This window comes from Thioclava sp. F42-5 (assembly GCF_002213195.1).
Lineage (GTDB): Bacteria > Pseudomonadota > Alphaproteobacteria > Rhodobacterales > Rhodobacteraceae > Thioclava > Thioclava nitratireducens.
In genome coordinates, this window is record NZ_NBNZ01000001.1 from 1,059,975 (window position 1) to 1,082,872 (window position 22,898).

General features: G+C 61.4%; 21 protein-coding genes and 2 pseudogenes. 10 read left to right on the forward strand and 13 right to left on the reverse strand.

Annotated features, from left to right (window positions below; genetic code table 11):
* Positions 1–290: 290 nt before the first annotated feature.
* Positions 291–758 carry a hypothetical protein gene (locus B6V74_RS04855; protein WP_088722109.1) on the reverse strand — a complete coding sequence of 156 codons (468 nt, stop codon included), beginning with the start codon at positions 756–758 and terminating at the stop codon, positions 291–293.
* A 273-nt stretch (positions 759–1,031) separates the two neighbouring features.
* Between B6V74_RS04855 and B6V74_RS04860 the strand changes: the two genes are divergently transcribed.
* Positions 1,032–2,279 carry an SLC13 family permease gene (locus B6V74_RS04860; RefSeq protein WP_088722110.1) on the forward strand — a complete coding sequence of 416 codons (1,248 nt, stop codon included), beginning with the start codon at positions 1,032–1,034 and terminating at the stop codon, positions 2,277–2,279.
* A gap of 249 nt (positions 2,280–2,528) precedes the next feature.
* On the opposite strand, the gene hydA is transcribed toward B6V74_RS04860, so the two are convergent.
* The 5 genes from hydA to B6V74_RS04885 are packed head-to-tail and all read right to left on the reverse strand — an operon-like array spanning position 2,529 to position 7,473.
* Entirely contained in the window at positions 2,529–3,947 is a 1,419-nt protein-coding gene (gene hydA / locus B6V74_RS04865) for a dihydropyrimidinase (protein ID WP_088722111.1), read from the reverse strand.
* A complete protein-coding gene (locus B6V74_RS04870; protein WP_088722112.1) occupies positions 3,944–5,197 on the reverse strand; it encodes an aminotransferase class V-fold PLP-dependent enzyme in 1,254 nt (417 codons plus the stop codon). The genes hydA and B6V74_RS04870 overlap by 4 nt, the downstream gene beginning before the upstream one ends.
* A 20-nt stretch (positions 5,198–5,217) precedes the next feature.
* Positions 5,218–5,955 carry an amino acid ABC transporter ATP-binding protein gene (locus tag B6V74_RS04875; protein WP_075777112.1) on the reverse strand — a complete coding sequence of 246 codons (738 nt, stop codon included), beginning with the start codon at positions 5,953–5,955 and terminating at the stop codon, positions 5,218–5,220.
* Positions 5,952–6,626 (reverse strand): amino acid ABC transporter permease, encoded by a 675-nt coding sequence (locus B6V74_RS04880; RefSeq protein ID WP_075777111.1) that lies wholly within the window; start codon positions 6,624–6,626, stop codon positions 5,952–5,954. Before B6V74_RS04880 ends, B6V74_RS04875 begins: the two co-directional genes overlap by 4 nt.
* Before the next feature lie 55 nt (positions 6,627–6,681).
* Positions 6,682–7,473, reverse strand: a complete 792-nt coding sequence (locus tag B6V74_RS04885; protein WP_075777110.1) for an ABC transporter substrate-binding protein — start codon at positions 7,471–7,473, stop codon at positions 6,682–6,684.
* A 167-nt stretch (positions 7,474–7,640) separates the two neighbouring features.
* Between B6V74_RS04885 and B6V74_RS04890 the strand changes: the two genes are divergently transcribed.
* From B6V74_RS04890 to B6V74_RS19130, 4 genes and pseudogenes are all read left to right on the forward strand, one after another.
* Positions 7,641–8,339 (forward strand): FadR/GntR family transcriptional regulator, encoded by a 699-nt coding sequence (locus tag B6V74_RS04890; protein ID WP_088722113.1) that lies wholly within the window; start codon positions 7,641–7,643, stop codon positions 8,337–8,339.
* 656 nt (positions 8,340–8,995) lie between these two features.
* Positions 8,996–9,790: an ion transporter gene (locus tag B6V74_RS04895; protein WP_206185178.1), complete on the forward strand. Its 795-nt coding sequence runs from the start codon at positions 8,996–8,998 to the stop codon at positions 9,788–9,790.
* Between the two features lie 351 nt (positions 9,791–10,141).
* Positions 10,142–10,903, forward strand: a pseudogene (locus tag B6V74_RS19125) (AarF/ABC1/UbiB kinase family protein); the annotation flags it as partial.
* 338 nt (positions 10,904–11,241) lie between these two features.
* Positions 11,242–11,360: pseudogene (locus tag B6V74_RS19130) on the forward strand (integrase); the annotation flags it as partial.
* A gap of 293 nt (positions 11,361–11,653) precedes the next feature.
* Here B6V74_RS19130 and B6V74_RS04905 read toward each other — a convergent pair.
* The 7 genes from B6V74_RS04905 to B6V74_RS04935 form a co-directional block, all read right to left on the reverse strand.
* The gene (locus tag B6V74_RS04905; RefSeq protein WP_088722115.1) at positions 11,654–11,998 is read right to left on the reverse strand and encodes a RidA family protein; all 345 of its coding nucleotides are present in this window, start codon (positions 11,996–11,998) and stop codon (positions 11,654–11,656) included.
* Entirely contained in the window at positions 11,995–13,380 is a 1,386-nt protein-coding gene (locus B6V74_RS04910; RefSeq protein ID WP_088722116.1) for an NAD(P)/FAD-dependent oxidoreductase, read from the reverse strand. Before B6V74_RS04910 ends, B6V74_RS04905 begins: the two co-directional genes overlap by 4 nt.
* Entirely contained in the window at positions 13,380–13,682 is a 303-nt protein-coding gene (locus B6V74_RS04915; RefSeq protein ID WP_075777105.1) for a (2Fe-2S)-binding protein, read from the reverse strand. Before B6V74_RS04915 ends, B6V74_RS04910 begins: the two co-directional genes overlap by 1 nt.
* Complete coding sequence (locus B6V74_RS04920) at positions 13,660–14,751, reverse strand: FAD-dependent oxidoreductase (RefSeq protein ID WP_088722118.1); 1,092 nt, start codon at positions 14,749–14,751, stop codon at positions 13,660–13,662. The genes B6V74_RS04915 and B6V74_RS04920 overlap by 23 nt, the downstream gene beginning before the upstream one ends.
* Positions 14,752–14,822: 71 nt before the next feature.
* Positions 14,823–15,827, reverse strand: coding sequence for a TRAP transporter substrate-binding protein DctP (dctP, locus tag B6V74_RS04925; RefSeq protein WP_075777103.1), 1,005 nt, complete (start codon positions 15,825–15,827; stop codon positions 14,823–14,825).
* A gap of 29 nt (positions 15,828–15,856) precedes the next feature.
* Positions 15,857–17,155 (reverse strand): TRAP transporter large permease, encoded by a 1,299-nt coding sequence (locus tag B6V74_RS04930; RefSeq protein ID WP_075777102.1) that lies wholly within the window; start codon positions 17,153–17,155, stop codon positions 15,857–15,859.
* Positions 17,148–17,624, reverse strand: coding sequence for a TRAP transporter small permease subunit (locus B6V74_RS04935; protein ID WP_075777101.1), 477 nt, complete (start codon positions 17,622–17,624; stop codon positions 17,148–17,150). The genes B6V74_RS04930 and B6V74_RS04935 overlap by 8 nt, the downstream gene beginning before the upstream one ends.
* A 114-nt stretch (positions 17,625–17,738) precedes the next feature.
* Here B6V74_RS04935 and B6V74_RS04940 point away from each other — a divergent pair, with 114 nt between their 5' ends.
* The 5 genes from B6V74_RS04940 (at position 17,739) to B6V74_RS04960 (ending at position 22,897) form a co-directional block, all read left to right on the forward strand.
* Entirely contained in the window at positions 17,739–18,665 is a 927-nt protein-coding gene (locus B6V74_RS04940) for a LysR substrate-binding domain-containing protein (RefSeq protein ID WP_088722200.1), read from the forward strand.
* A gap of 144 nt (positions 18,666–18,809) precedes the next feature.
* Complete coding sequence (locus tag B6V74_RS04945) at positions 18,810–19,733, forward strand: MurR/RpiR family transcriptional regulator (protein ID WP_088722119.1); 924 nt, start codon at positions 18,810–18,812, stop codon at positions 19,731–19,733.
* Between the two features lie 115 nt (positions 19,734–19,848).
* On the forward strand, positions 19,849–20,916 hold the full coding sequence (locus tag B6V74_RS04950) for a substrate-binding domain-containing protein (RefSeq protein WP_088722120.1): 1,068 nt from the start codon (positions 19,849–19,851) through the stop codon (positions 20,914–20,916).
* A 47-nt stretch (positions 20,917–20,963) separates the two neighbouring features.
* Entirely contained in the window at positions 20,964–22,049 is a 1,086-nt protein-coding gene (locus B6V74_RS04955) for an ABC transporter ATP-binding protein (RefSeq protein WP_088722201.1), read from the forward strand.
* Positions 22,046–22,897 (forward strand): ABC transporter permease, encoded by an 852-nt coding sequence (locus tag B6V74_RS04960; protein WP_075777098.1) that lies wholly within the window; start codon positions 22,046–22,048, stop codon positions 22,895–22,897. Before B6V74_RS04955 ends, B6V74_RS04960 begins: the two co-directional genes overlap by 4 nt.
* Position 22,898: the final 1 nt, after the last annotated feature.

The following is a 22,898-nucleotide window of genomic DNA, read 5'->3' on the forward strand; positions in this document are numbered from 1 at the left end:
CAATTGCGATGGGTCGAAGGACACGCTGAAACTCAAGACAGGAACATATTACGGTGCGATGCAGGAAAGGTGGCCTTCTCCGAGCGCCGAAACTCTAGAATGAGGTCGTGACAGAGATGGCTCGTGCGCAGCCAAGGTGCGCAGCTTGGCCGCGACTGTTCAGGCCGCTTGCGCCTTCCCGCTGGCCCTCGCCGTCTAACATCAGCCCATCCCGGCTAATCATTACCACGATCCTGTGAAGGCCGCATCGCCCGACCCCCAACCTCTCCAGCGCGCTCGATAATAAGTTGCTACGAGTTCTCCCGATGCCGGCGTGACAGAAAATACGCGTTGTTCTGACGTGCCGCTTGAATCGCGCCTTCCAACCGGATTTGTGAAACAGGAACTTTGAGGGTCACATCGCAGGCTTGCATACGTTCGCAAGTAAGGTCGTCCCCGCGCATTTCGCTGGAGACCAATATCAAGGGGAGCGAGGGGCAAGCGCGCCTTACGCGCATGCAAAAATCAATCGTGTCTTCAATGTCTCCCAAATGATCGCCGTCGACCATCAGGACGTCGATCTCGTCGGTATGAAGCGCCAGCCAAATTTCGGGCAACACCCCTTCCGGCCAGACGAGTAGTCTCGCTTCCTCACGCTCACAAAGTTCAGAGAGCTCAGCGCCGATCAGACCGCCTGCGCCACAGTAAATAATGCAGCGCTTCGGAAGAAGGAGGGGGGCGGCGAAATGCAACTGCTCGCCGGTCGAAACGCGATCCATTTGATCCCGGACGAATGCGCTTGGAGAGTGCGCTTTCGCAGTTACACCTCTGCCAAATTTCCGAGCCATATCAAATCCAAAGAATCTTCAGAAATTTTCGGAAGCATCCACGTGCTTCGAGTTCAACATTTAAGACAACTTTAAGGCGAAATTTGGCCATTGAGACATCTTTGCGTCATCTTTATGCGGAGCCATCGACAGCTATCGCCAGATCGGCCATGGCATTGGGCTAGGAGCGAATGGGAACGGCTTGATGCGTCGGACACGTTGGTGATGGTCGAGTTTATCGGTCTTTGTATCGCAGCTCTCGCGACGGCGGGCGTGATCCTGCGCCCCTTTGGCTGGGCTGACTGGATCTTTGCCGTGAGCGGCGCCGCAGCGGTGGTTCTTCTGGGGGCACTGCCACTCTCCGATGCCTTGCATGCCATCGGCGAAGGCCGAGAGGTCTATTTCTTCCTGCTCGGCATGATGCTGCTCGCCGAAGTCGCGGGCCGCGAAGGCCTTTTCGACCATCTTGCCGCCCGCGCGGTGCAGGCAGCCGCTGGGTCCGCACGGCGCCTGTTTTTCATCCTCTACCTGGTCGGCGCCGGCGTGACGGTTTTCCTGTCGAACGACACCACGGTCGTCGTGCTGACGCCTGCCGTTCTCGCGGTGACACGCCATGCGCGCGTTCCGCCCCTGCCCTATCTCTTCACCTGCGCCATCGTGGCAAATGCGGCGAGTTTCGTCCTGCCGATCTCGAACCCGGCAAATCTCGTAATCTTCCATGGTGCCATGCCGCCACTTGGCGATTGGCTCGCACGGCTCGCCCTCCCCGCTCTTGCCGCGATCGTGGTCAGCTACCTCTCCCTGCGCTGGGCGATGCGCAATGATCTGGGCACAGAGCCCGCGACAACCGACGTCCCCGCGCTTTCGCGGGGCGGCTGGATCGCGGCGACAGGGCTGAGCCTTTCGGCGGTGGCACTGGTGACGGTCTCATCCTTGGGCGGCGGCCTTGGTCTTGCGACACTCAGCGCCGGGGTCGCCGTGGCGCTGGCGGTCGCGCTGAGCAACCGGCGGTCTCCCTTGCCCCTGTTGCGGCACCTGACTTGGGGCGTGCTGCCACTCGTCGCCGGGCTTTTCGTGCTGGTCGCCATGCTGGACCGCGTTGGGGTCCTGTCGACCCTGGGCCAATGGCTCGGGCAGATGTCAGCAACCTCGCCGCAGGCAACCGCGGGGCTGAGCGGGACCGCAGTCGGCATCGCGAGCAACCTCGCCAACAACTTGCCTGTCGGACTGGCTGCCGCCGCGGCTGCGGCAGCAGGAGCGCTCGGAGATCTCATGCGCGACTGCCTGATGATTGGTGTGGATCTCGGACCGAACCTTTCGGTGACCGGGTCGCTTGCAACACTCCTATGGCTCGCGACGCTGCGCCGGTCCGGGCTTCACGTCTCCGCAGCCCAGTTTTTGGGCGTCGGGCTCAGAGTCATGCCACCGGCGCTGATCCTCGCGCTTCTTATCCGCCTGTGCCTGCCGGGATAAAGCGCCGCCTGCAGATATTTCTTCGCGCCCATTTCGTAGAGGTTCGGCCCGGCCCGGTCACGCTCAGGCGATCCTGACCACCCCTGGTTGCTCGACCAACGACATGGGCGTGCCTTCAGGGTTCTCGGATCGCGACATTGCATGTTGTCGGTCGAGCACCCCATGCCGCCAGCAAAGCATTGAAAATTCCGGAATCGAGGAATGTCTGGATGCTGCGAAACGCGCGCCCTGATTTGGCCAGACAACCACCTACCAGGCCGAACTGGTCGCCCGCGACAGATACCGCCCGGCCCTGCCCTGCTCTAGAACCTCTCCGTCGGCGGCGATTGTCTGGCCGCGAAGGATCGTGCGGACGGGCCAGCCCTCGATCTCCATGCCCTCATAGGGCGTGTAATCGGCGCCGTGGTTCAGGCTCGCTTGGCGGATCACCGCCTTGCGTTGCGGATCCCAGAGCGTGATATCCGCATCTGCGCCGATCACCAGCGCACCTTTTTGCGGGTAGAGGCCGTAGAGCTTGGCAGGGTTGGTCGAGGTGAGCGCCACGAAACGCTCGATACTGATCCGACCCTTTCGCACGCCCTCCGAGAACAGGATGGGCAGCCGCGTCTCCACGCCGGGGATGCCGTTCGGCACCCACTTGAACGAGGTGCGTGCGCGGGGATTATCCTTGCCGGTCTCGTTAACGCCGTCGAAATAGAACGGACAGTGATCAGACGAAAAGATGTCGAAGGTGCCGTCACGCAGCCCCTCCCAGATCGCGTCCTGGCTGTCGGTGTCGCGTGGCGGCGGCGAGCACACATATTTCGCGCCCTCGAAATCCATGTTCAGCCCTTTGAGATCATCTCGGGTCAGGACGATATATTGCGGGCAGGTTTCGGCGAAGACCTTCATGCCACGCTTCTTCGCCCATTGGATCTGCTCCATCGGGTCGCGCCCCGAGACATGCACGATCATCACCGGCACGTCGGTCAACTGCGCGTGGCTGATCGCGCGATGGGTCGCCTCTCGCTCGGCAATCTGGTGATGCGCCACGGCATGGTAATAGGGCGCGGTCTTGCCCTCTTCCTCGAGCCTGCGGGTCATGTGCTTGATCGCGTCGTGGCCTTCGGCATGGACCATAACGAGTGCGCGCTCGCGACGGGCAACGTCGAAGACATCGAGAAGCTCTGCATCGTTCAGCACCAGATCGTCATAGGTCATGAAGACCTTGAACGAGGTGTAACCATCGCGCACGAGGGCCGGGAGTTCCTGCCCCAGAACCTGCGGCGTCGGGTCGGATACGATCAGATGGAAGGAGACATCCGTATAGCACGCGCCCTCGGCCTTTTCGTGATAGGCCGTGAGACATTCCCGCAGAGAGCTGCCTTTGACCTGCAGCGCGAAAGGCAAAACCGTGGTATTGCCGCCCGCCGCGGCCGACCGGGTGCCGGTCAGGAAATCATCGGCCATCACCGTGCCGTCCGAGGTGGGCTGCGCGAGATGAACATGGGCGTCGATCCCGCCCGGCAGCACCATCAGACCAGTGGCGTCGATCTCTTCGCGCGCATCCGCGATCTCTGCCGCGATTTCAACGATCTTGCCGTCGCGAATGCCCAGATCGGCGCGGAACTGATCCGAGGCGGTCACCAGCGTGCCGCCCCGGATCGCGAGATCGCACCCCGCCCTCACGACGCCATCCGCATCTGGGAGGTGATACTCGCAAGCGCCTCGGTCAGCGCGTCGACCTGCGCCACCGAATTGTAATGAACCATCGAGACGCGCAGGCAGCCGCTCTGCTCGGTTTCCTTCATATCCTCGACCAGACGGCGCGAATGGAAATCGCCAAAGCGGATCGCGATGCCGAACTTGTCCATCTCGCGGGCCACCATCTCCGAGTTGAGATCGTCGAACTTGAAGGCGATCGTGGGAACCCGCCCCTTCTCCATCCCGCGCCCGATGATGCGGCAGTCGTTTCGCGCCTCAAGCCAGGAAATCAGCCGTCCGGTCAAGACATCCTCCTGCCGGGCTATGCCTGCATAGGCTGCCTCGAGGCGTGCGCGATCGCTTCCCTCGCCGCCCAGATGCGTGCCAAGCGCGATCAGGTAATCGACGACGCCCACAGTGCTATAGGCCAGCTCGTAATTCGGATTGCCGGGCTCAAGCTTTCCCGGGACTTTGTCCTTGCCGTAGAAATAGTGATACTGGCCGTCGAGCTCGCCCAGCAGATCATATTTGCCATACATGATCGCCATATGCGGCCCGTAGCACTTGTAGATGCTGAAGATGTAGTAATCGACATCCCAGTCCTGCACGTCGATCGCGCGATGCGGCGCATAAGCGACCCCGTCGACGCAGATGCGTGCGCCGCGCTCATGCACGAAATTCGCAAACTCCTTCACCGGGTTGATCGAGCCGAGGATGTTGGAGACGTGATGGATGCAGACCAGCTTCGTGCGCGGGGTCATCAACGGATCGAGATCCTCGAGACGCATCGACATCGAGGCCTGATCTAGCGGCCAGTTCTTGATGACGACCCCGAATTCGCGCAGCGCGTCCCACGGTCCGATATTGGACTCGTGATCCGCGTGGCTGACGATAATCTCGTCGCCGGGCTGCAACTGGCCGCGCATGGCCGAGGCGAGCGTGCGCACGAGTTGCGTGGTCGAGGGGCCAAAAACGATCTCTTCGGGGCGCGCGGCATTGACGAGGGTCTTCGCGGCTTCGCGCCCCAACATCAGCCCTTCGGCCGCCGCTTTCGAGACGGCGTAGCTACCACCGGTCTGCACGTTGCGATGGATCAGGAACTCGCTGATCTTGTCGACCGCGTCCTGAACGATCTGGCTGCCGCCCGCGTTGTCGAAAAACACCCAATCGGCGGCGAGCCCCGGAAAATGTCCCCGAATGAAGTCGAGATCGATCGCGTCCTGCGCTGTGTTCATCTTGATATCCTACTCTTTGATCAATGGCTCAGCACAGCGCTGAGAAAATTCTGCGTGCGGGCTTCACGCGGCGCACCAAGCACTTGCTCGGGCGTGCCGGTCTCGATGACCTCGCCCCCATCCATGAAGATCACCCGATCGGCGACCTGACGGGCGAAGCCCATCTCGTGCGTGACAACGATCATCGTGACACCGGTGCCGGCGAGCGACTTCATCACATCGAGCACCTCGCCCACCATCTCGGGATCGAGCGCGGAGGTCGGCTCGTCGAAGAGCAACACCTGCGGCTCCATCGCGAGCGCCCGGGCAATCGCCACCCGCTGTTGCTGCCCGCCCGAAAGCTGGCCCGGATACTTGTCGGCCTGCTCTACGATGCCGACCCGGCGCAGAAGTGTCTCGGCCTGCGTCGCGGCATCGGCCCGGGAGGTGCGACGCACGCGGCGTGGGGCCAGCATGACGTTCTCGCGGACGGTGAGATGCGGGAAGAGATTGAAGCTCTGGAACACCATGCCGACTTCGGCGCGCACCTTCGCCAAGGCCCGCCCCGGAAGGACCGGGATGCCGTCGACGCGGATTTCGCTCGCGCGGTCGAAATCCTCCAGGCGGTTGATGCAGCGGATCAGCGTTGACTTGCCCGACCCCGAGGGACCGATCACGCAAACTACTTCGCCTTTTTCGATCTCCAGATTGATCCCGCGCAGCGCTTCGTAGCTGCCGTAATATTTGCGCAGATCTCGGATGCTCACATAGCCAGTCATACGCGCCTCCCGGAATTGAAACGGTTCTCCAGACGTGACACCAGCAGCACCGCCGGCCAGAGGAAAACGATGTAGATCAGCGCGGCTCCGATCAGCGGCGAGGGGTTCGCCGCGAGCGCCTGCGCCTGTGTCGCCTGTTTCAGAAGGTCCGGCATCGCGACCACGGAGGCGAGCGCGGTGTCCTTCATCACGTTGATCGAATTGTTGGTCAGCGGCGGTATCACGATCCTGATCGCCTGCGGCAAGATCACGTCGACCATCGTCTGGCGGTGGCTCAGCCCCAGCGCCTCGGAGGCCTCGAACTGGCCGTTCGGGATCGCCTCGATACCGGCACGAAAAATCTCCGCCGTATAGGCGCCAGAGACAAGCGTCAGCGCAGTCATCGCCGAAGCAAAGGACGACAGGCGCACGCCGAGGAAGGGCAACGCGTAATAGACAACGATCAGCAGCACCAGAAGGGGGATCGAGCGGAACACGTCGATATAGATCTTCGTCAGCAGACGCACCGGCGCCACGCCATAGAGCCGAAGCATGGAGAGGATCAGGCCGAGGACCAGACCCGCCACGATGCTCGCCACGCCCAGCTGAAGCGTCAGCCAGAGGCCGCTCAGAAGCATAGGCACGCTTCGCTGCAAGACCTCGAAGTTCAGGAATGTGTCAAAAAACGTCATGAGACTCTTTCGGTCAGCGGCGCGTCCCCGCTGAACGGAGACGCGCCCGAGGTCGTTACTTCAGCGAGGGCATGTCCATGACCGTGACGGTGGAGGTGTCCGCTTCAGGGGCGACGCCGAACCACTTTTCATGCAGCTTGGCGATCGTGCCATCCTTCTTGAGCTCGGTGATGATGTCGTTCACTTCGCTGGCCAGCGGCGCGTCCTTGGCGAACATCATCGAGTATTTCTCGCCCGTCGCGATCCGCTGGACGACCTTCAGCTGCGGCTTGTCCTTCACGTAGTAGAGAAGCGCCGGAATATCGGAGATATAGCCGTCGATCCGCCCCGCCGTGAGGTCGAGCATCGCGGGTGCCAGCCCCTCATAGCGCTTGATCTCGGAGAAACCGTATTCTGCGTTATGCTCGGTCGCCCACATGTCGCCGGTAGAGCCAGTGTCGACACCAACGATCTTGCCCTTCATCTCGTCGAGCGATTGCGGCCCGCTGGCGAGCGCGGTCAGCGACTGGTCGCTATCGTAATAGGGCTGCGCGAAGGAGACCGATTTCAGACGCTCGTCGGTGATGGTGATCGACGAGATCGCCGCATCGATCCGGCCCGACTGCACCGCCGAGAAGAGACCGTTGAAGGGGATGTTCACGATCTCGACGTCGCGCCCGAGTTTCGCGGCAACCGCATCGACCAGATCGACCTCGAACCCCACGTTCTTGCCCGTCTCGTCCTGAAACTCCCACGGCACGTTCCCGATATTGGCGCCGACGGTGAGCGTCTCCGCCCAGGCGCTCGTCCCGAGGGCAGTCACTGCAACGAAGGCCATCGCGGCGATCTTTCCAAATTTTCCAGACATGTTCGTTTTCCCTGTTGATCGTCGTTTTATTTTGCTTAACTGGCATGACCGGTCAGACCGGTCTGACCTTTTGAAACATGCTTTCCCCGATCTGACAAGGAACTTCTTTGATGTTGGCGGGCGCGGGGGGCTATAGATTTAATAACTGCCAGCTTAAGAGGCGCCGCATGGATTTCACGAACGACAAAAGCCCCGTCACCCAGACGGTCGCGCGCCAGCTGCAAGAAATGATCCGCACCGGAGCGCTGAAAAAAGACGAGCGCTTGCCCTCGCAGCGCGTGCTGTCAGAACAGCTGGGCGTGTCGCGCGCATCCCTTCGCGAAGCCCTGCTGACGCTGGAAACGATCGGTCTTGTGCGCACCTACCCCGCTCGCGGCACTTTCGTGACCGGCGCTCAGACAGGCAAGCCCGCCGCGATGGATCAGTGGCGTTTCGAGGAGCAGTATTCCATCCTCGACGTCTTCCAGTCCCGCCTTCTGATCGAAGCCGAACTCTGTCGCCTCGCCGCCCCCCACGTTACGCCCGAGATTGCCGACGAACTGCGGCGTGCGACGGAGGAATTCGAGCAGGCATGGCGCAAGGAAGATCTCGTGACCCATGTCGAAGCCGATCTCACCTTCCACAACATCATCGCGCAAACCTGCCCCAACGCCATGCTGCGCCGCCTGCACCAATCCGTGCGCGACCTTCTGACCGAGACTCAGCGCGTGCCAATCCCGAATACCGAAGTCGGCCGCATGAACGCGTCGATCAAAGAGCACAGGGCGATCCTGGAAGCCCTCACGCGGCAGAATGCGAGCGATGCCGCGGATGCGATGCGAGAGCATATCCGCAATACCGCACTTTGTGCCGGGGTAGAGATTTGAGGGAACGAGGCTCCTCTGCCTGCGCTTTAGTTTTCAAATCCACTCCGTTTGCGGAGTGCTGATGCGCGTCGGGGTTTCAGCGCAACCAACACCTTCCGCAAGGCATTGAAGAATATAGAATAAAGATGTCTCTGGATATCGCAAAACGAGCCCCGATTTGGCTGGACACCTACCTCTGGATACAGTTCTCCGGTTGGCTCGTGCAGACATCTCGTGAAGTAATGCTGTTATGAGGTTTCGGTCGGATATCCCACGGATGATCTGCTTGAACCAACGTTGCGCCAGTTGCACTCTTTCCGCGCTACACCGCCTAGGCCGGGGAACGTGTTGACGCAAGTCACCCGCCGCGGGGCCAGCGCATTACCAATCTTGCAGAAGTTCTCGGCGCAACACTTACTTAAACGGAAGCGCAGGAGCGCAGTCTGCCTCCCTCTACAGTGGGTCCGACGTCGGCGAACCTGACGGCAACTTGGTTCTCATCCCCCTCCAGCGCGGCCAGGTCATTCGCACCATCGGTTTGGTCCGGTCGCATTCGCCGAGGTAGGTCGCGGCATGGTGCGCAGCGATTTCTCCAAGGCACTCATTGCTGAAGGGTGAGGTTGCGCGAGCCCTGCCCAGGGACCATATCCCACCGGCCAATAAGACGGGGGGACTGCATGACTTTGCGCGACCGGATCGCGATGATGCTCGACACATCGACTTTTAGAAACGCGATCACCGGCGTGATCCTGTTCAACGCGTTGCTTCTTGGACTCGAGACTTCAGAACGCGCGATGACCCTCGCTGGCGATCTGATCCGGCTGCTCGACATGCTATGCCTGTCGGTCTTCGTGATCGAGATCGGGCTGAAACTGTTCGCGCAGCGGCTGGGCTTCTTCCGCTCGGGTTGGAACCTCTTTGACTTCACCATCGTCGGCGTGTCGCTTCTGCCCGGCGCACAGGTCTTCAGCGTGCTGCGGGCGCTGCGCGTGTTGCGTCTGCTGCGCATCATCTCGGTCGCGCCGCGCCTGCGCAGGGTGGTCGAGGGGCTGATCAATGCGCTGCCGGGCATGGGCAGCGTATTCCTGCTGATGGGCATCATCTTCTACATCGCGAGCGTCATGGCGACGAAACTCTTCGGCACGAGCTTTCCGGACTGGTTCGGCTCGCTCGGACAATCGGCCTATTCGCTGTTCCAGATCATGACGCTCGAGAGCTGGTCGATGGGCATTGTGCGCCCGGTGATGGAAACCCACCCTCTGGGTTGGGCATTCTTCGTGCCCTTCATCATGGTCACGACATTCGCGGTGGTGAACCTGCTGGTGGGCCTGATCGTGAACTCGATGCAGGATGCCCATTCCGAAGAGGAGACCACGCGCACCGATGCCTATCGCGACGAGGTGCTGCTACGGCTCGAGGCGATCGAACAGCGGATCGGCGATCTGCGCGAGGCGGCTCCGCCCCGCGAGTGAGCCCGTTTCTGAGCGCGCGCGTACAGACAAAGACTAACCCGATCTCAGGAGACCCCGCGCGATGCGCCTGCGCCCCACCCCGACGTTCCCACCTGGTTCGCCCACACCTGATCCGGTGCGCGCCCGATGACCGACCGTTCGCGCCGGGTTCCCAAGACGCGCCTCACGCGGTTCGCCGCCTTCGGTCAGATGGCGGGCGGGATCGCGGTGGGTGCATTGGGCGAAGGGGCGCGCAAACTGGCCAAGGGCGAGCGCCCGCAGCTTTCCGACCTTATCCTGACACCCGCAAACGCGCGCCGCGTCACCGATCAACTGGCGCGGCTGCGCGGGGCCGCGATGAAACTCGGGCAGATGATTTCGCTCGATGCAGGCGATGTGCTACCGTCCGAGTTGACCGAAATCCTTGCGCGGCTGCGCGAGGCGGCGAATGTGATGCCGCCCAAGCAGCTCGACCGGGTTCTGGCGGCACAATGGGGGCCGGACTGGCGCAAAAAATTCGCGCGTTTCGAGACGCGCCCGATTGCGGCAGCCTCGATAGGCCAGGTGCATCGGGCAGTGCTCCATTCGGGGCGCGAGCTGGCGGTGAAGGTGCAATATCCCGGCGTCGCGACGAGCATCGACGCCGATATCGACAATGTCGCGGCGCTGCTGCGCTATTCGGGGCTCCTGCCTGCCGGGCTCGATATCCGACCGCTTCTGGCCGAAGCCAAGCGGCAGCTTCATGAGGAGGCCGATTACCTCCGCGAGGCGGAGCAGATGCGCCGCTACCGCGCCCTGATGGAGGAAGACCCGCGCTTCGTGATCCCCGAACCGATTGAAGAGCTACTCCGCCCGACGATCCTGCCAATGGATTTCGTCGCAGGCGCCCCGATCGAAACCCTGGCCGAGGCCGATCAGGCCACCCGCGACGAAGTGACCTCGGCGATGCTCGCATTGGTCCTGCGTGAGCTGTTCGAATTCGGCTACATGCAGACCGATCCGAATTTCGGCAATTTCCGCTGGCAGAAAGAGCAGGGACGGATCGTGCTGCTGGATTTCGGCGCCGCCCGGGCGATCCCGCCCGAGACAACAGCCTCCTACCGCCGCTTGCTGCGTGCGGGGCTCGACGAAGATCCGGCAAAGCTGCGCATGGCCCTTCTGGAGATTGGTTTCGTGTCTGAGGCACAGCTGACCCGGCACGGTGGCACCTTCGACGAGATGATCGAAATTTTGCTCGCGCATGTCGCGCGAAGCCGGCCCGAGGGGGCGCTCTTCGACTTCTCCGACCGCAGTTTCGTCGAGGCGTTGCGCGAACGCGCGGCCCCAATCATGGCGGATCGGGCGAACTGGCACCTGCCTCCCGCGCAAACCCTGTTCGTGCAACGCAAGATCAGCGGCACCGCGCTCCTGAGTGTGCGGATGCGCGCCCAAATGCCCTTGATCGAAATGGTTCGTCCCTATGCCGAAGGTAGCCTGGGCGTTTCCATGAGCGCTTCAGATCTAAACACGGCAACACGCCCGCCTAAATCTTGACTGGGTGACGTCCATCGGCCTCGAACCCATCGCCCACGGCACGCACACAATAAGCCGCGCCGCTTTCATGCGAGCAGGCATACTTCCCGGTCTGTAGGTGCTCGACCAACGACATGGGGGTGGCTTCAGGGGTTCTCGGAACGCGACGCTGCATGTTGTTGCTCGAGCACCCCATGCCGTCTGCAAAGCATTGAGAAGTAGGGAATCGAAGGGCGTCTGGATGTCGCGAAACGAGCACCCCGATTTGGCTAGACGCCTCAAGCCAGATATTTGCCTGCGTGCTGGAGGCTCTCATGGCCCTGAGCCTATACCCGCCTAGGCGGGCGGGACGTCAAACCAAAGCCAACTTGTTCATTCGGCGCATGCCGCCGTGACGATGATTTCCACTTTCAGCTCCGCGCGTGCCAGCTTGGCTTCACCGCACGCACGTGCGGGGGCCGCCCCCTCCGGCACCCATTCGTCCCAAACTGCATTCATCGCATCGAAATCGGCCATGTCGGCCAGCCAGATGATAACCTGTAGCATCTGATCGCGCGACGAGCCCGCGCGAGCAAGAAGGGCGTCAACTCTGGAAAGACAATCTCGGGTTTGTTCTGCCACGTCGGCGCCGGCACCCACCTGCCCGCACAAATAAGCAACGCCATTGTGGCGCACGATTTTGCTCATGCGCGCGCCCGTCTCAATGCGGTCAATCATCCTGTTTTCTCCGGTTCATTGGGGTGTGTCATCTGCGCGATTTCTCCGAGGGTCACTGGCTTGATAGGCGGTCGCAGTCGATAATACCCGGTCGCTTCCACAGAAGCGCCATTCACCTCTGCGAGAAGCTTGCTCACGGTGAGACCGCAATAACGCCCTTGGCACGGGCCCATACCCGCTCGATTGAAAGCTTTGGACTGGTTGGGGCCGGCGCATCCGAGCGAGGCTGCTCGACGGATGGCACCAGCTGTGACTTCTTCGCAGCGACATATGATGGTGTCGTCCGCAATCGCTTCAGGATAGGGTGGGAAAGCAGCATCGAGGAAAGGGCGCACCGCGCGCTCTGCCAAGAGTGCCCTACGGATCGGCGCCGCGCGTCGATCCCGATCGACGACTTCGATCGCGCCAAGATCTCGTGCAATTTCGAGGGCCGTGAGCCTGCCCGCGTGTTCAGCGGCAATCGCGCCCCCGATCCCCGCCCCGTCGCCGGCAATGAAAATGTTTCGCGCGCTCGAACGCCCCCAGTCGTCGAGGCGCGGTTGGAAACAAGCCTGCGCCTCGCACCAGTCATGATCGAGCCGCAAAGCCCGGCTCGCCTGGACGTTTGGAACGACGCCATGATGCAGGAAGACTGTATCGCAGGAAATCTCTCGTGTTCGTCCTTTTTCCTCGAACCGAACCTTATTCACCTGCCCTTCGCCTTCGATCGAGATGGCGCGCACGCCGCGGTAGCGGGGAACGCCGGCGCGGCGCAACTCTGCCAAAAGCCTCATTCCCTTGCCGAGGACACGCCAGCCCATGAGTGCGCGCGGCGCATATCGAAGTGCAGAATACGGCTGCCCCTGCGTTTCAAGGAGAGCCAGCGGCGCAGATCCAGCGCGCACCATCTGCGCAGCCACGAGGTAGAGTAGCGGGCCGGATCCCGCGAGCACGGCACGACGGGAAACGAGGCCCGACTGCTTGAGCAGGATCTGGGCCGCGCCCGCAGCCATTACGCCGGGCAAAGTCCAGCCAGGCACGGGCATCGGACGCTCAAGCGCGCCGGTGGCGATCAGCAACCGCTCGAAGCGTAGAGAGCCTGCCGCCCCGTTGCAGGTAAAGCTCAGCACGCCTTCTGGCGTCATGTCCCAAACCGTCGTGCCGGACATATATGTGACGTTTTCGGCTTGCGTGGCACCTGTCAGGCTGAGTCCGTGCGTGTAGTCCTTGCCTAGGATTGCTCCGCGCACGGATGCGGCACGATCGACCTCTCTATAAATCTGGCCGCCGGGCCGCGGCTGTTCGTCGAGAAGCACGACACTCAACCCTGCGGCACTTGCCTCTGCTGCGGCAGCGAGCCCGGCTGGCCCAGCGCCGATAACGGCTAGATCGTATGTCTCCATCAATCGTCCTCCTTCCGCCCGGCAGGGCTGGCAACGAGCCCATCGCACACCTCGATCATGCACGCCTGACGGATCACGCCATCGATTTCGACGAGACAATCGAAACAGGCGCCCATCATGCAGAACGGGCCGCGTGCGGCGCCGGAGACCGGGGTATTTCGGAGACTGAGACGACCCACGGAAAGCAGCCCAGCCGCAAGCGACACGCCCTCTGGCAGGTCGTAATCCTGCCCATCGAAGGTCACCCGGACCCGCGGGCAGTTGCCTTCGGTAATCGGCTCAAACAGCGAAGCGTTTTTCACTGAACTTCTCCAAGTCTGGGGCATCCGCATCCTCTTCGAGCCAAGCAGGCAGGAAGCGCGCATGTGCTGCTGCGAGTGTGATGCCGGAATGGCATGTGATCATCGCTGCTCCGGGCATCGTTTCGGATTTCTGATAGATCGGAAGCCCATCGGGGGTCATCACACGCAGCGCCCCCCAACTGCGCACGAGCTGCGCTCGGGAAAGCGCGGGCATGACGGTCACCGCCCGCTGCGCGATTGTCGACATCGTCTCGACGGTCACATGATCATCGAAGCCCACTTCTTCCTTGCTATCTCCGATCTGAATGCCGCCCTCGTTCACTTGTCGGATGATACCCGAGGGTCTGTTCATCAGTTTCGGAAGCTTCTCAGTGATCAGAACCTGTCCGCGTTGCGGCCGGATCGGAGCGCGAAAACCCAAAGCGGGTCCAAGCGTTTGCGCCCCCAAACCGGCGCTCAGGACAACCTTGCCGGCATCAACGCGACGACCCGAAGCGAGCGTGAGCCGAAATCCTTCTTCGACCCGTGAAACTCGGTCCCCGATGATGACCGTCGCACCAGCCCTTCGCACGGCATCTGCGAGACCGCGCAACAGCAGCAGCGGGTTCACATGACCGTCTTGATGGTGAAGGATTGCGCCGGCTACTTTCGGGCCGATCGCAGGTTCTTCGCGCTTGAGTGCATTGTGGCCGAGGACTTCGAATGGATAGTCGCCACCGAGCTCGGCCTTGAGCGCCTCATATTGCGCGACCTTCGCGGCCAGGCTCTCTTCGCTCAGATGGAAGTCATAGCCACCGTCTTGCCGCAAGCTGAGATCGTGACCGGTCTCCGCCGCAAGCTCCTTGGCGAAATCGCCCCATGCGGCAGCGGACCGCTGCGACCAACGGGCGTAGTGCGGCGCGCCGATACCTTTGGACTGGACCCAAACAAGTCCGAAATTCCCTCGGCTCGCCCTGTAAGCGTCATCTTCACCGTCTATGACAATGACCTTCAGACCGCGTCGCGTCAGGCCATAAGCCACCGACAGGCCGACGACGCCGCCGCCTATGATTGCGTAATCCGCATCCATCGTCTTGCTCTTTTCGGAACGGTTTCAGTATTTCGCGAGCCGGCGCCTCCGCGCGCCGGCTCGCGCCGCCATCAGTTGGTGCCTTGTGCGGACTCCGCCTGTTTCAGTATCCCATTGCCCCAATCCTTACCGATATCGTTCAGGATCACCGGCCAGACCTCGGCGCGCACCTTCTTGGCCATCGCGGCGAGCTGGTCATCGGAGAGTTTGACAATCGAGGCACCCGCATCCGCGAGCTTCTGTTCGTTTTTGCCCTGATCCTCTTGGGCCACGCCCCAGCGGGTCGCTTCGAATTGCTTCGCTGCATCTTTGAGAGCTGACTGATCCTCGGGCGAAAGCGCGTTCAGCGTCTCATTCGAAATAATCATATACCAGACCTCGAAATGGGTATTGGCCGGGATGTAAGTCTTCGTCACGTCACGAAACGATGCGTAGTAGCCCTCGGCCCCCGAACCAATCACGCCGTCAACGACCCCGGTCTGAACGGCAGTGAAAGCGTCCGAGAACGGGATCGGCGCAGGGATGTAGCCAAGGGCTTCACCAAGAAGCTGAAAACTCTTGATGCCGGGAACGCGAACCTTGATGCCCTTCTTGACGTCCGGTTGGCCAGGCGACACCGCCTCACGGTTGAGTGCGATCCCACCGAAATAGACCGGGTAAGCCGCGAGCATTGTGATGTCTTGCTTCTGGTAAAGCTCCGCCATGGTGTCGCGAATGATCCCACCGGGCCCGTAAATCGCTTTGGCCTGCGCCCAGTTTTGGGCCAAATAGGGGAACGAACTGATCTGCATCCGCCGATCGGCATCGGTCGCGGCAGGTTGAACAGCCATATCGACTGCGCCGACCGAGACCCGCTGCTGCACAGTGGTGTAGTTCCCCAGTTCAGAAGACGGGAAGAGCTTGATGGTTACGTCGCCGTTGGTGCCCGTTTTCACATCATCCGCAAAGGCGGCAAGCTCTTTGTTGATCGTAGCGTCAGCCGGGCGCACGTCGCTCAGCTTGAGCTCCTTCGCCATAGCGGGTCCCGCAACGGCCACGATGGCGGCAGTGGCGGCGCTTAGAAAATAATGTTTCATCGTTAGTCTCCCTGTTGTGTTTGGTTGGTTCAGTAGCCGAAGACACTCGGCAGCCAGGTCGAAAGCCCTGGCCAGAAAGAGGTGAGGAACACTACCGGCACATAGCCCGTGACGATCAGGATCATCGCCGGCGGAATAACCTTGGTGACCTTCACCTTGCCGATGCGCGCACCGAGATAGAGGATCGAGGCATAGGGCGGTGTGACCCCGCCCATCGCGGTGTTGACCCCCATGATTGCGGCGAATTGCACCGGGCTGACGCCAATCGCTTGCATGAGCGGAAGCAGAAGCGGCGCGATCAAGATGATCGCCGTGACGTCATTGACGACCATCCCAACGAAAAACAGCAAGATATTGATGAGGATCAGGAGGATTGTCTTGTCTTGGGTGATCTCGAAGATCGCTTGCACCAATTGCTGCGGCACACTCTCCAGCACGAACATCTGACTGAGGATCATCGAGAAGAGGATCATCATCATGATTGCGCCGACGGCCGTGGCTGCTTCCTTCCCGGCCTCGAGGAAATTCGACCAGCGCAGACCCTTGTAGATGAGGAAACCGACGGGGATCGCATAGATTACGGAAACGGCCGCAGCCTCGGTCGGGGTCATCACCCCGCCATAGATTCCTCCGAGGATGATTACCGGCATCAGGAGCGCCGGAAAGGCGTGAATACCGCGCCGCGCGACCTCTCCGGAGAGCTCGGAGAAACTCGGCTTGTCATCGAGGATGAGAGGAAATTTCCGCGACATGAAGATGTTCACGACCGAGAAGTTGAACATGATGAACAACCCCGGCAAAAGCGTCGAAAGGAAGCAGGCCAAGATGGACGTGTCCGTTACCCAGCCATAGACGATCATGGTCACGGAGGGCGGAATGAGCAGCCCGAGGATCGAAGAATTCGCGATCAAGGCGGTGGCATATTCACGCGGATAGCCACGCTTCTCCATCTCTGGGATCAAGAGGGGACCGATCGCAGCGATACCCGTCAACCCCGACCCAGAGATCGCGCCGATCACCGCGCAGGAAACGGCAGCCACGACACCCAAGCCGCCCCTTACATGACCGATGAAGGCATTGACGAAGCGCAGGAGCGAAGCGGCAATTCCACTCTCGGACATGATCGTTCCGGCAAGAACGAACAGCGGGATCGCCAACAGAACCGGGTTGCTCAATTGTTGCATGCCCCAGAGCACATTGCCCTTCATGATCACGTCGCCGACGAAATACATCACCATCAAGGCACCGCCGAAGCAGTAGGGCAGAGGAACGCCAAGTGTCAGAAGGATCACGAGCGCGGCGACGGCGAGGAGTGCGACTTCAACCATGGTGGAACTCCCCATTCCGGATATCCCGGATATGTGTGATCAGGTGCAAAGCGGTGAAAACCATCATCAGAGCCAGCCCGAGCACCAGCGCCACATCCGCATAGAAGGTCGGGATGTAGAGCGTTGGGCTCGTGCGCCAGACGCGCCAGGAATAGGCCGTGAAATCCCAAGCCCAGATCAACAGCCATAGCCCTACGACGAGACTCGCGATCTCTCCGATCACGGCGAGAACAGCATGCTGGCGCGGCGTTTTGAGGAAGATCTCAAGCACATTGGCGCGAATATGGGTGTTTTCGCGCGAAGCGTTTACGGCGCCCAGAATGTAGAGCCAAATCGTGGGGTAGAGCATCGTCTCGTCGAGGCCCATGACTGGCACCTGCAAGATATAGCGCGTGATCACCTGCACGAATTGCCCCAAGGCGACAGAACATATCAGCGCAGTCAGGACATATTTCGCGATTTTTTCCATTAAGCCTCCCTGGAGCCTTTCGGCTTCTCTGTTGCGAGCTAATTGACGGAAACCCTCCTATAGATGCAAATTGAAAAAATCGCTGATTTCATAAAGTCACCTTATGGGGCAGGAATGAACCTCACCGTCCGGCAACTACAGACCTTTCGAGAAGTGATGCGGTCGGGTTCGATTTCCGAAGCCGCGCGCAATCTCGGACGAACGCAACCCGCGGTCAGCTCCATGATTGCGGGACTTGAAGACGAATTGGGGTTCTCACTTTTCGACCGCGGCCCGGGACGCTTTCTACCGACCCCCGAAGCCTTGTTCTTCGCCGAAGAAGCCGAAGCCATACTTCTGCGGATCGACCGCACACGTGCGAACCTGCGGAGCCTTTCAGCTCATAACCATGGGCGTCTCAAGATCGCCAGCCATCCGGCGGCGTCCGGGATATTCGTGCCGCGCATTCTCGGTGAGTTCTTGCGGGGAAAACCCGATGTCGAGGCGACGGTAATGATGCGCTCGTCAGCAGTGATCGAAGATCTCGTCGCCTCGCAACAGTTCGATGTGGGCTTCGCCGAAACACCGGAACCGCGAAATTCCATCAGGCAAGAAGACTTCGAACTGGAACACCTCTGCGCAGTCCCGGAGGGCGACCCACTTGCAGAAGCGGATGAAATCACGCCAAAAGATCTGCATGGCTTACCCATGGCCACCCTATTCGATGAACATCCGAGCTTTGTTCAGACCAGTGCCGCCTTTGCCTCGCAGAATTGCGCGTTGAAGAGACGCTTCGAACTCCAGACCTTCCTTCCAGGCCTCACGCTTGTCGCATCCGGGCTTTGCTACATGATCTGCGACATGATCACCGCAGATAGCTACCTGCATGCGCCCCCTACGGGCCCCAAAGTTGTCTTCCGAAGGTTTCGCCCCCGCATTGCAAGCGGCATCTCGATACTCACGCCAGCGCACCGCCCGGTCTCGCTGCTGACAACAGAATTCTGTCGTCAGTTGCTGGAGGAAGTCCGGCGCTTGGAAAACCGGATGGCCGAGAGCTTGTGACAAAGGGACGACGGAAATTCCGAGACTTTCGGCGGGCGTCACGTCCAGTTGAGATGAGGACGTCGAACCCGCCGCGCACAGGCATCGCTTGAAAACCGCGTCCGCTTGCAACAAGACTTGGGCTCGAGCAGAGACGAGGCCGATGTGACGCAAGAGATGTCCCCCGAGGCGCAACCCGGGTCGGGAGATGACCCGATCGACATGCGGATCATGGCGATCTTTCCCGAGCTGACCCCCAGCGAGAAACGCCTTGCCGAGGTCGTGCTCGAAGCGCAATCGACCCTGTCGAGCTACACGGCGGCGGAACTCGCCGAAAGCGCGGGAATCTCCTCGGCCACGGCGGCGCGCTTTTTCAAGCGGCTGGGTTATCGCAATTACAACGAGGCGCGGCTGCATTCGCGGCGCAATGGTAGCTGGGGCTCGCCGCTGAGCGAATTGAGCGACGGCACCGCGCCGGGACAGCTCGCCGATCACTTTGCACAGGACATGCAGAACCTGACCCGCAGCACCGAGATCCTGTCGGAGGAGGCGGTGCGCGACGCGGTTGAGCACCTCGCCTCGGCGCGCCGGATCTGGGTTCTCGGCTATAGGAACTCGCGGGCGCTTGCGATCTACGCCCGCGCCTTGCTGCTCAATCTGAAATCGGACGTGCAGCTTCTGCCCTATGAGGGCGCGTCGCTCGCCGAGGATGTCGCGGGGTTTGCGCCGGGCGATGTGCTGCTTGCGATCGGGTTGCGGCGCAGGCCGCGCGCACTCGGCGAAGTGATGACTGTCGCGCGCGAGGCGGGCATCCCGACGATCTTGATCGGCGACCCTACCGTGGCGCAGACCGCACGCCACGCGGCAATCACCCTGCGCTGCCACAACCGCGGTCAGGGCATCTTCGACAGCACGGTCGTCGCGATGAGCCTGATCAACTTCCTCTGTTCGAGCCTGGTGGACTCGCTCGGCCCCGAAGCCCGGAAGCGACTCGCCCGGATTGAGGACCTTCATGCGCGTTTCGATGACCTCGGACCGCCCCCGGAGAGCCTCGAGGCGCTCACCAAGGCTGCAAAACAGGACAAATAGCGCCTAAAAACTGCGCATGGCCCGAATGAAAGCGTATTTTCATTTTTAGAGTTTTGTGAAATAATTCTTTCCTGCGAAGGTGACCTCGCCATCTCATGCAGCGAAAGGATATGCCATGGATCGCCGACTATTCCTGAAATCTGCGCTTGCGGGCACCGCTCTCGGGGCGTTCGGCCCGGCGGGACGAGCGCTGGCCGCGACCGATCTTCTGTGGATGACCTGGGAGAACCTCGCTAAGGACGACTATCTCGCGCCCTTCCTCGACAGCCATGACGTCGACCTGACCAAAACCTTCATCGGCACCGATGACGAGCAATTCGCGAAACTGCGCGCGGGCGGGGCCTCCTCGGTCGATCTGATCACGCCCGGCCTCGACAAGGTGTCCTACTACACCGCCTCTGATCTTCTGCAGCCGATCGACTTCGACAAGGTGCCGAACGCGAAGCTCCTCTACGACACGTTCAAGAAGACCAATCTGGGCAAGACGGACGGCCAGACCTACGGCATCCCCTTTTATTGGGGCATCAACCCGATCGTCTATCGCGCCGACCTGATGGATGAAGAGCCCGACTGGTCCGTCTTCTTCGAGGGCGACAAATACAACGGCAAGCTCGCGATGCGCGACTACGCGCTCGAAGGGATCATGATCGCCGCGATGTATCTGGGCATTCCGCGCGACGAAATGTTCACGATGGACGACAAGCAGCTCGCCGAAGTGAAAAAGGTGCTGATGATCCAGAAGAGCAAGCTGCGCACCTACTGGAATTCCATCGGCGACCTGACCAACCTCTTCGCGACCGGCGAAGTGGTCTGCGCCTTCTCCTGGGTGCCGCCCTATTACGACCTGAAGGAAAAGGGTCTCGAAATGGGCATGGCCAAACCCAAGCAGGGCGTCATCGGCTGGTGCGACACGATTGCCGTGCCTAAAGGCGTCGAGGGTGCGCGCCGGGACTCGGTGTTCGAACTGGTGAACTACCTGCTCGGCCCGACCTACGGCAAAAAGCTCGCCTATGGCGGTCCCTATGCGCAATCGACCTCCGCCGCGCGCGACGAGATCGACGAAGCCCAGCAGGAGAAGATCTTCATCAAGGACCTGTCGGTGATGGACAACTTCGTCTGGAAGCAAAATCCGCCGCGCTACAACGACTGGGTCGCACTCTGGAACGAAGTGAAGGCCAGCTAAGAATGACCGAGGCAGGTTCCGGGCCGACGGGTGGGCAGGGGCAGACGATGCCCCTGCTCCGCGCGCGTGCCCTTTGCAAGACATATGGCACCGTGCAGGCCGTGCGCGGTGTGAATTTCCGGCTCGACGAGAATTCCTACGTCACGCTGCTGGGGCCTTCGGGCTGCGGCAAGACCTCGATCCTGCGGATGATCGGCGGGTTCGAGGAGGTGAGCGAGGGGATGCTCGAGCTCGACGGCAAGAAGATCAACGACGTGTCCGCAAGCGCCCGCCCGATCAACACCGTCTTCCAGAGCTACGCCCTCTTCCCGCATCTGAGCGTGCTCGAAAACGTGGGCTTTGGGCTGCGCTACAAGGGTCTGAGCCGCAAGCAAGAGCGCGAGAAGGCCCGCGCGGCGCTGGAAACGGTGCAGATGACCGCGATGGCCGAACGCCGTCCGCGCCAGCTCTCGGGCGGGCAGCAACAGCGCGTGGCGCTGGCCCGCGCGATCGCCAACGAGCCGCGCCTTCTGCTGCTGGACGAGCCGCTCTCCGCGCTCGACCGGCGGATGCGCAAGGACATGCAGATCGAGCTGAAAGACCTTCAGCGGCGACTGAAAATGACGTTTCTCCATGTCACCCACGATCAGGAAGAGGCCTTCGCGCTCTCGGATTGGATCATCGTGATGCGTGACGGGATCATCGAACAACAAGGCGCCCCGGATACGATTTATCGCCGTCCCGAGACCGCGTATGTGGCCGATTTCATCGGGGGCGCGGCCTGCGTGCCGGGCGAGATCACCGACACCGCCATTGGGGCCTATGAGATCGAAACCTCCTTGGGCCAGTTCGCGACACCCGGCGTGCGCGGTCTGCAAGCCGGCTCCCCCGCCGTGCTCTGCCTGCGCCCCGAGCAATTGTTCCTTGACCCGCAGGGCCGGATTTCCGCGCGCGTGACACATGCCGTCTATCGCGGTGCGGAGTGGCTGGTCGAAGCCGAGGCCGCGGGCACCACACTGGCGCTGACCGTCGGCCATGACGACGTGCCCGAGATCGGTGCGGAGATCCGCATCGGCTTCGATCCCGCGCAGGTCTGGATCGCGAAAGCCGAGGCGGAACAGAAGGCAGGGCAGACTGCGGAGGCCAAGCCATGAGCCTGCGCGTCGGCACGCTCCTCGCCGCCCCGGTGACGGCCTTCCTGCTGGCGCTTTGCGTGGCGCCGCTTCTGATCCTCTTTGCCTACAGCTTCTTCCGCGTCGATTTCGTCGCGATCTCTTACGACCCGTCCTTCGCGAATTACGCAAAGATCGCGGGCTCTGCGACCTATCGCGGGCTGATCCTGAAAGCCTTTGGTTCGGGCGCGCTCGTGGTCGCGATCACCGCCGTGATCGGCTACCCGGTCGCGTGGTTCCTTGCCAAACGCGCGGGCGCTATGAAATCCGCGCTGCTGACACTGCTGCTGGTGCCGCTTTATTCCGGCGATCTGGTGCGAGTGTTTGCGTGGCGCGTGTTGCTTGGCGCCGAAGGGGTCATTAACCGCTCGCTGATCTGGGCAGGTGTCTCCGACGCGCCCATTCAGGGGCTGCTGTTTTCACCGCTCGCGACCCATATCGCGCTGACCTACAACTACCTGCCCTTCATGGTGATCGGGCTGTGGCTCGCCTTCGAGAGCCTCGATGACGCGTGGCTGGAAGCCGCCGCCGATCTCGGCGCGCGCAGCCCCAGCCGCTTCGCCCGCGTGACCTTGCCGCTGACCTTCCCCGGCCTGGTAGCGGGCGGGCTGATGGTCTTCGTGATGGTGGTCGGCGATTACCTCACACCGCAACTTCTGGGCGGGGCCTCGGGCATCACCGTGATCTCCGCGATCAACGACCTCTTCGGCACTGCCTTCGACTGGCCACTCGGCTCGGCCATCGCCTGGACGATGCTCGCGATCCTGATGGCCTTCTTCGCTGTGGGCGCGATGCTGATCCGCCGCTCCAGCCTTGTGGGAGGGTCCTGAC